We start from the raw sequence: 7774 nt of genomic DNA, 5'->3' as shown, positions 1-7774 counted from the left end.
CCTCCTCGACCACGCCGGCCAGCAGGTCCGACCGCTCGGCGAAGTATCGGTGCAGGGTGGTCCGGCCGACCTGCGCGGCGGTGGCGATCTCGCCCAGGCTGGCCGCCGGATTGCGGCTCAGTACCTCGATCGCGGCCTGCAGGATCGCCTGCCGGGTCCGCGCCCGACTGCCGGTCTCCTCGGTGGTCACCACGGACAGAGGGTACCAATGTGCAGTTTCAGAATTTTGCTTGCCCGGAACGGAACATAAGTGTTCCATAACGGAGTGACTGAGATCGCCGTTGCTGAACCGAGCGACCCCCAGCCGGCCGCCCGCCGGGGCCGGACCTACCTGCTGCTCGCCTATCTACGGCCGCACTGGCCGGCCATGCTGCTCGGACTGCTGCTCGGCCTGTTGGCCAACGCGGCCGGGCTGGCCACCCCGCTGGTGACCAAGTGGGTACTGGACACCCTCGGCGCCGGTGGCTCGCTGTCCCGGCCGGTGACCGTGCTGTTCGCCCTCGTCATCGTCGGCGCCGGCATCTCGCTGTGGCAGTGGATGCTGATGGGCGGCGTCGCCGAGCGGGTGGTGCTCGACGCGCGGTCCGGGGTGATCCGCCGCTACTTCGCTGCCCGGATCGATCAACTGACCCGCCGGCCGGGCGGCGAGCTGGTCACCCGGGCGACCTCCGACCCGGGGTTGCTGCACCAGGCGTCCGGCAGCCTCGTCGGCCTGATCAACGGTGCGGTGGCGCTGGTCGGGACGCTCGTGCTGATGGGCACGCTCGATGTGGTGCTGCTGGCCACCACCATGGTCGCGGTCGTGGTCGTCGCAGTGCTGATGGGTCTGCTGCTGCCGTCGATCGGGCGGGCCCAGGAGGCGGCGCAGGAGTCGGTGGGACGGCTCGGCGGGGCCCTGGAGGGCTCGCTGCGCGCCATTCGTACGGTCAAGGCCAGCCGCGCCGAGCAGCGACAGGCAGGTCTGATCACCAGGCACGCCGAGGACTCGGCACGGCACGGCATCCGAGCCGCCCGCCGAGCTGCGACCGTCTGGACCATCTCCTGGACGGGCATCCAGCTCGCCGTGATCGTCATCCTCGGATTCGGGGCGGCGCGGGCCGAGCGTGGCCTGATCGAGGTGTCCACCTTGATCGCTTTTCTGCTCTACGCCTTCCAGTTGATGGGGCCGATCAGCGAGTTGACCCAGAACATGACGGCCATGCAGGCCGGCATGGCGGCCGCCGGCCGCCTGCGGGAGATCGAGGCCATTGCGGTCGAGCCCGGTTCCCGGCCGGCCAGCCAGCCGGTACCGGCGCCCGCCGGGCCGCTCGGACCCGGCGGATCGGAATCCGGCGACGTCGTGCTGACCTTTGAGGGCGTCACCGCACGGTACGCACCGGGGGCGGCACCCGCCGTACGCGGCATCGACCTGGCAATTCCCCGGCGTGGCCACACCGCGATCGTCGGGCCCTCCGGTGCCGGCAAAACCACCCTGTTCTCCCTGCTGCTGCGCTTCCTCGAACCGGAGCGGGGCCGGTTGCTGCTGTACGGCCGTCCCTACCCGGAGCACACCCCCGCCGAGATCCGTGGTCGGCTGGCCTACGTCGAGCAGGAGGCGCCGGTGGTGCCGGGCACCATCGGGGACAACCTCCGCTTCACCCACCCTGATGCCGGCGACGAGGAACTCTGGGCCGCACTGCGCGCGGTCGACCTGCACGACAAGGTCGGCTCGCTCGACCTCGGGCTGGACACGCCGCTGAGCGCCACCACCGTCTCGGGCGGCGAGCGGCAGCGCATCGCGTTGGCCCGGGCGGTGCTGCGTACCCCCGACGTGCTGTTGCTCGACGAGGCCACCTCCCAGGTCGACGGCCTGACCGAGGCGGCGGTCGGCCGGTGCGTGCGACAGCGGGCGGCGGCGGGCGCGGTGGTGACCATCGCCCACCGGCTCTCCACCGTGCTCGACGCTGATCAGATCGTCGTGATGGACCGCGGTCGGGTCCGGGCCGTCGGTGACCACGCCACCCTGCTCCGCACCGACGAGCTGTACCGCGATCTGGTGGCATCGCTGCGGATCGGTACCGCCGGGACCTCGACCGCCCCGGAGGCCGGCAGACCGACCGGGTCGGGCACACTGCTCGTACCCCTCGACCGTCTCCCTCAGGAGTGAGCCACGCGATGTCGCTGCTCGCCAGATTCAGCCTCGCCAACCGAGGGCTGGTAGCCCTCATCGCGGTGGTGACCACGGCGTTCGGTGCGTACGCCGTGCCGTCACTGAAGCAGCAACTCCTGCCGTCGCTGGAGTTTCCCGCCGCCTTCATCGTGGCCCAGTACCCCGGTGCCGCACCGGAGGTCGTCGAGTCCGAGGTCGCCGAGCCGATCGAGAACAGCCTGCGCGGCATCTCCGGCCTCGACTCGGTCATCTCGACCTCCCGTGAGGGCCTGACCACCATCCAGGTGCAGTACGAGTTCGGCACCGAACTCGACGACATGGTCAGCAGGATGCAGACCGCGATCAACCGGACCACCCTGCCGGAGGGCGTCGACCCGCAGGTGATCGCGGGCAGCACCGACGACCTGCCAGCGGTGGTGCTGGCCGCGTCCGGCGACGACGACGAGCGGATCCTCGCCGGGAAGCTGCGGGACACCGTGGTGCCGGAACTGGCGGCGATCGACGGCGTACGTGGCGTCGAGCTGACCGGCGTCCGGGACGAACTTGTGGTGATCACACCGGATCCGGCGAAGTTGGCGAGGGCGAAGGTGCAGCCGACCGCGATCGGCACCGCGTTGCGGGCCAACGGCGTGGCGGTGCCGGCCGGCGCTGTGCTGGACGGCGAGCGCACCCTGCCGGTCCAGGTGGGCACACCGCTGACCACCCTGGACGAGCTGCGCGGTGTGATCGTCGCCCCGCCGGTCAAAAAGGCCGGTCCGGTCCGACTCGGCGACGTCGCCACGGTCGAGGAGCAGCTCGCCCCGGCCACCGCGATCACCCGGACCAACGGCCGGGAGAGCCTCGGCATCGCGGTCACCGCCGACCCGGACGGCAACGCCGTGGAGATCTCGCACGCGGTCGCCGACCGGCTCGACGACCTGCGCTCCGCCACCGGCGCCGAGCTGACCGTCGTGCTCGACCAGGCACCGTTCGTGGAGAAGTCCATCAAGACGCTGAGCACCGAGGGCCTGCTGGGTCTGATCATGGCCGTGGTGGTCATCCTGGTGTTCCTGCTGTCGGTGCGCTCCACTGTGGTCACCGCGGTCTCCATCCCGCTGTCGGTGGTGGTCGCGCTGATCGCCCTCTGGATCGGTGACTACTCGCTCAACCTGCTCACCCTCGGCGCGTTGACGGTCGCGGTCGGCCGAGTGGTGGACGACTCGATCGTCGTGCTGGAGAACATCAAGCGGCACCTGACGTACGGCGGGTCGAAACGGCAGGCGATTCTCACGGCCGTACGCGAGGTGGCCGGTGCCGTCACCGCGTCGACGTTGACCACGGTGGCCGTCTTCGCGCCCATCGCCCTGGTCGGTGGTTTCGTCGGTCAGCTCTTCGCCCCCTTCGCGATCACGGTCACCGTGGCGCTGCTCGCCTCGCTGCTGGTGTCGCTGACGGTGATCCCGGTGCTCGCGTACTGGTTCCTCAAGCCGGTCAGCGGTGCGGCCGATGGGGCGGCGGTCCGCCGGGCGGCGGAGGAGCGCGAGCTGCGCAGCCCGTTGCAGCGGGCGTACCTGCCGGTGATCCGGTTCGCCACCGGGCGGCGGGCCTACCGTTGGGCGACCCTGGCGGCGGGGCTGCTGGTGCTGTTCGGCACCTTCGGGTTGGCCCGACAGCTGGAGACGAACTTCCTCGACGACTCCGGCCAGGACACTCTCAACGTCCGCCAGGAACTACCGGTGGGCACCGGGCTGGTCGGCACCGACGCGGCGGCCCGTCGCGTCGAGGCGGTGCTGGCGGACACCCCGGGCATCGAGTCGTACCAGGTCACCGCCGGTGGCGGCGACACCCCTTGGGCCGGCAGCGCCGGCAACAACGTGGCCAACTACGCCTTGCGTCTCGGCGGGGAGACCGACGCCAAGGCGATGCGCGGTGTGCTGCGGGACCGGCTCGCGGCGCTCGGCGCCGAGGCCGGAGAGATCACGTTCCCGGCCGGCCAGGGCGGGGCGTCCGCCAACGAGCTGGCGGTCGTCGTCCGGGCCGCCGACCCGGAGGTGTTGGCCGCCGCCGCGAAGGAGGCCGAGGCGGCCATGACCGGCATCGGCGGGGTCGAGGACGTCTCGACCACCCTGGCCGAACGGGTACCTCGGGTCGACGTGACCGTCGACCGCGAGGCGGCCAGCCGGGCCGGGCTCACCGAGGCCGCCGTCGGTCAACTGGTGTCGCAGGCGTTCCGGGGTACGCCGCTCGGTCAGGTGACCGTCGACGGCGCCGCCCGGGACGTGGTGCTGCGCCTGTCGGCGGCACCGCCGGTGACCCTGGCGGAGCTGCGGGCCCTGCCGGTGGGCGCGGTCAGGCTGGACGACGTCGCCGATGTCACGGAGACCACCGGTCCGCAGCAGGTACGGCGGATCGACGGTGAGCGCAGCGTCTCGGTGACCGGCACGGTCACCGGCTCCGATCTGGGTGCGATCAGCACCGAGTTGCAGAGCCGCCTCGACGCGATCGACGTACCGGGGGCCACGTTCTCCCTGGGCGGGGTCAGCGCCGAGCAGCGGGAGACCTTCGCCGATCTGGGCCTGGCCGTGCTCGCGGCGATCGCGATCGTCTTCCTGATCATGATGGCGACGTTCCGTAGCGTGGTCCAGGCGCTGATCCTGCTGGTCTCCATTCCGTTCGCCGCCACCGGCGCGGTCGCCCTGCTGCTGGCCAGCGGCACCGCGCTGAGCGTGCCGGCGCTGATCGGCGTGCTCATGCTGGTCGGCATCGTGGTGACAAACGCCATCGTGCTGCTCGATCTGGTCAACCAGTACCGGGCGCAGGGATTGGGGGTGCGGGAGGCGGTGGTCGAGGGCGGACGCCACCGCCTGCGGCCGATCCTGATGACCGCGATCGCCACCATCTTCGCGTTGACGCCGATGGCCTTCGGCCTCACCGGGGAGGGTGGTTTCATCTCGCGGCCGCTGGCGATCGTGGTGATCGGCGGCCTGCTCACCTCCACCCTGCTCACGCTGATCCTGGTGCCGACGCTGTACGCCATGGTGGAGGACACCAAGGTGTCGGTGCGGGCGTGGCGGCGGCGACGGTACGGCGACCCCACCGAGGGATCGGGCGGCGGCGAGGTCGACGAGGCCGATGACACCACCGGCCGGGCGCCGGTGGGCGCGGGGACCGGTGCCACGGACGCGGACCGGCGGGAGAGCCGGCCGGTACCGGCGGCACCCTCCGGGGCGTTGATCGAGAACACCGATCAGTTCGAGGTGCTCCGGCTGCCGAAGACCCGCAACTCGCCGTTCCCACCGAACGGGTGACCAGGCGTCCCCGGAGGGTCCTCGGGCCCTCCGGGGATGTCCGCGCTCCGACTCAGCCACGGACGGTGGCCGGGTATGGTCCGCTCCGTGGCGTCCACCCTCTCGGTCCTCACCCGCAACCGGAACTTCCGCAATCTCTTCCTGGCCGAGCTGGTGGTTTTCGGGGCCGACTGGTTCGTCATGGTGCCGTTGCTGGTGCTGCTGCCGAAGTTGACCGGCAGTGGCGTGTGGGGCGCCCTGGTGCTCGCGGTGGACACCGGCATCGTGGCGCTGCTGCTGCCGTACACCGGCACCATCGCGGACCGGTTCGACCGACGCACGATCATGATCGTCTCGAACGTCGCCGCGCTGGTCGGGGTCCTGCTGCTGCTCGGGGTACGCGATGCCGGCACGGCCTGGCTGGCGCTGCTCGGCATCGGCGTGGTCGCGGTGGCCAAGGCGTTCTATTCGCCGGCGGCCCAGGCGGCGCTGCCGAACGTGCTCGATTCGGATGAACTGGCCGCCGGCAACGCGGTGGCCGGTTCGGCGTGGGGCACGATGACCGTCGTCGGCGCCTCGCTCGGTGGGGTGCTCAGCGCGGCGGCCGGACCGTACGCGTGCTTCTGGGTCGGTGCCGTCGGGTTGGTGGTCGCCGCGAGCCTGGCCACGCTCATCCGCCGTCCGTTGCAGGCACCCCGCGAGTTGGGCGCGAGCCCGCCGCAGACCTGGGTGGCCATCCGCGAGGCGCTGGTCTACATCGGGCACCGACCGCGGGTGCTGGCGCTGGTGACGGTCAAGTCGGCGGTGGGTCTCGGCAACGGCGTGCTGACCGTCTTCCCGCTGCTCGCCGGGGTGTACGGGGTCGGCGCGCTCGGCGCCGGCCTGCTGTTCGCCGTCCGCGGTGCCGGCGCGTTGGTCGGCCCGATCATGATGCGTCGGGTGCTGACCAACCGCGCCTGGCTGCTGCCCGGCCTGGCACTGTCCATGTCGGCGTACGGTCTGGCCTACCTCGGCACCTCGGTGGCGGCCTGGTTTCCGCTGGTGCTGGTCCTGGTCTTCGTGGCCCACTTCGCCGGTGGCAGCAACTGGGTGATGTCGAACTTCGCCTTGCAGGGTGAAGTGCCGGACCGGCTACGGGGTCGGGTCTTCGCCACCGACATGATGCTGGCGACCCTGGCGATCTCCGTCAGTCAACTGGTGGTCGCCGTGGTCGTGGACGTCGTCGACGAGCGTGTCGTCCTGGCCGGTTGCGGCCTGGTCACCCTGGTCTACGCGGTCGGCTGGCGGATCGCGACCCGGCGTCTGTCGCTCGCCGCGTCGCCACCCGCCGCCGCGGAGAACCGGTAGTCGGGCCAGGCCCGGCGAGCGGCCCTGGGCACTTCACTAGCATGGGCGGCGTGTCGACCACATTCGTCGCCGAACCAGTCCGGGTCCGGGTCCCCGCCACCAGTGCGAACCTGGGTCCGGGTTTCGACGCGCTCGGGCTGGCCCTCGCGCTCTACGACGACGTCGCCGCCGAGGTGACGGCCGGCGGCGTGACGGTGACGGTGACCGGCGAGGGCGCCGGCGACCTGCCGGTCGACGACGGGCACCTGGTGGTACGCGCCATGCGGGTGGCCTTCGACGTCCTTGGCGGGCAACCGGCCGGGCTGGCGGTGGAGTGCGTCAACCGCATCCCGCAGGCGCGTGGGCTCGGCTCCTCATCTGCGGCGATCGTCGCCGGGGTGCTGCTGGCCCGGGCGCTGGTGACGGAGGGCGCGAGTCGCCTCGACGACGACGCGGTGCTGCGACTGGCCGCCGAGATCGAGGGGCATCCGGACAATGTCGCGCCCTGCCTGCTCGGTGGCTTCACCCTGGCCTGGACGGAGCCGGCCGGCGCGCGGGCGGTGTCGCTGCCGGTGGCCGACGGCGTACGCCCCACGGTGCTGGTGCCGACCGAGCGCGGGCTGACCGCCACGGCCCGCGCGGCGCTGCCGGCCACGGTGCCGCACGGCGACGCCGCGTTCAACGCCGGCCGCGCGGGACTGCTGGTGCACGCATTGACCGCGCAGCCGGCACTACTGCTGCCGGCGACCGCCGACCGGTTGCACCAGGATTGGCGGGCGCCCTCGATGCCGGGCACAAGTGCGCTGGTCAACGGGTTGCGTGCGGCCGGTGTGGCGGCCGTGGTCAGTGGGGCCGGCCCCAGCGTGCTCGCGCTGTCCGCGCTGCCGGTAGGATTCGACGCGGGAACAGATTGGCGGCTGCTGCGGTTGCCGGTAGACGTATGCGGGGCGCAGGTCGAGCGGGGTAGACTCGGACACGCGGAGCGGGACCCTGTTGCCGCAGGTCGCAAGAGTTGATTACGCTCTAGACTTAG

The 7774-nt window shown here is 71.7% G+C and carries 5 protein-coding genes; 4 read left to right on the top strand and 1 reads right to left on the bottom strand.

All coding sequences use genetic code 11. The features are described 5' to 3' along the window. A partial coding sequence (locus KBX50_RS30645; RefSeq protein ID WP_307871123.1) for a TetR family transcriptional regulator occupies nt 1-193 on the bottom strand: 193 nt, incomplete at its 3' end. 72 nt (nt 194-265) lie between these two features. On the opposite strand from KBX50_RS30645, the gene KBX50_RS30640 reads away from it, so the two are divergent. From KBX50_RS30640 to thrB, 4 genes are all read left to right on the top strand, one after another. After that, complete coding sequence (locus KBX50_RS30640; RefSeq protein ID WP_307871122.1) at nt 266-2146, top strand: ABC transporter ATP-binding protein; 1881 nt, start codon at nt 266-268, stop codon at nt 2144-2146. Between the two features lie 8 nt (nt 2147-2154). Then, nucleotides 2155-5436: an efflux RND transporter permease subunit gene (locus KBX50_RS30635; protein ID WP_210941341.1), complete on the top strand. Its 3282-nt coding sequence runs from the start codon at nt 2155-2157 to the stop codon at nt 5434-5436. 87 nt (nt 5437-5523) lie between these two features. Further along, nucleotides 5524-6762 carry an MFS transporter gene (locus tag KBX50_RS30630; RefSeq protein ID WP_210941340.1) on the top strand — a complete coding sequence of 413 codons (1239 nt, stop codon included), beginning with the start codon at nt 5524-5526 and terminating at the stop codon, nt 6760-6762. 50 nt (nt 6763-6812) lie between these two features. Continuing rightward, entirely contained in the window at nt 6813-7757 is a 945-nt protein-coding gene (thrB, locus tag KBX50_RS30625; RefSeq protein WP_210941339.1) for a homoserine kinase, read from the top strand. Nucleotides 7758-7774: the final 17 nt, after the last annotated feature.

The sequence above is a fragment of the Micromonospora sp. C51 genome (assembly GCF_018070435.1).
GTDB lineage: Bacteria > Actinomycetota > Actinomycetes > Mycobacteriales > Micromonosporaceae > Micromonospora > Micromonospora sediminimaris.
This window is presented reverse-complemented; position numbering and strand designations above follow the sequence as displayed.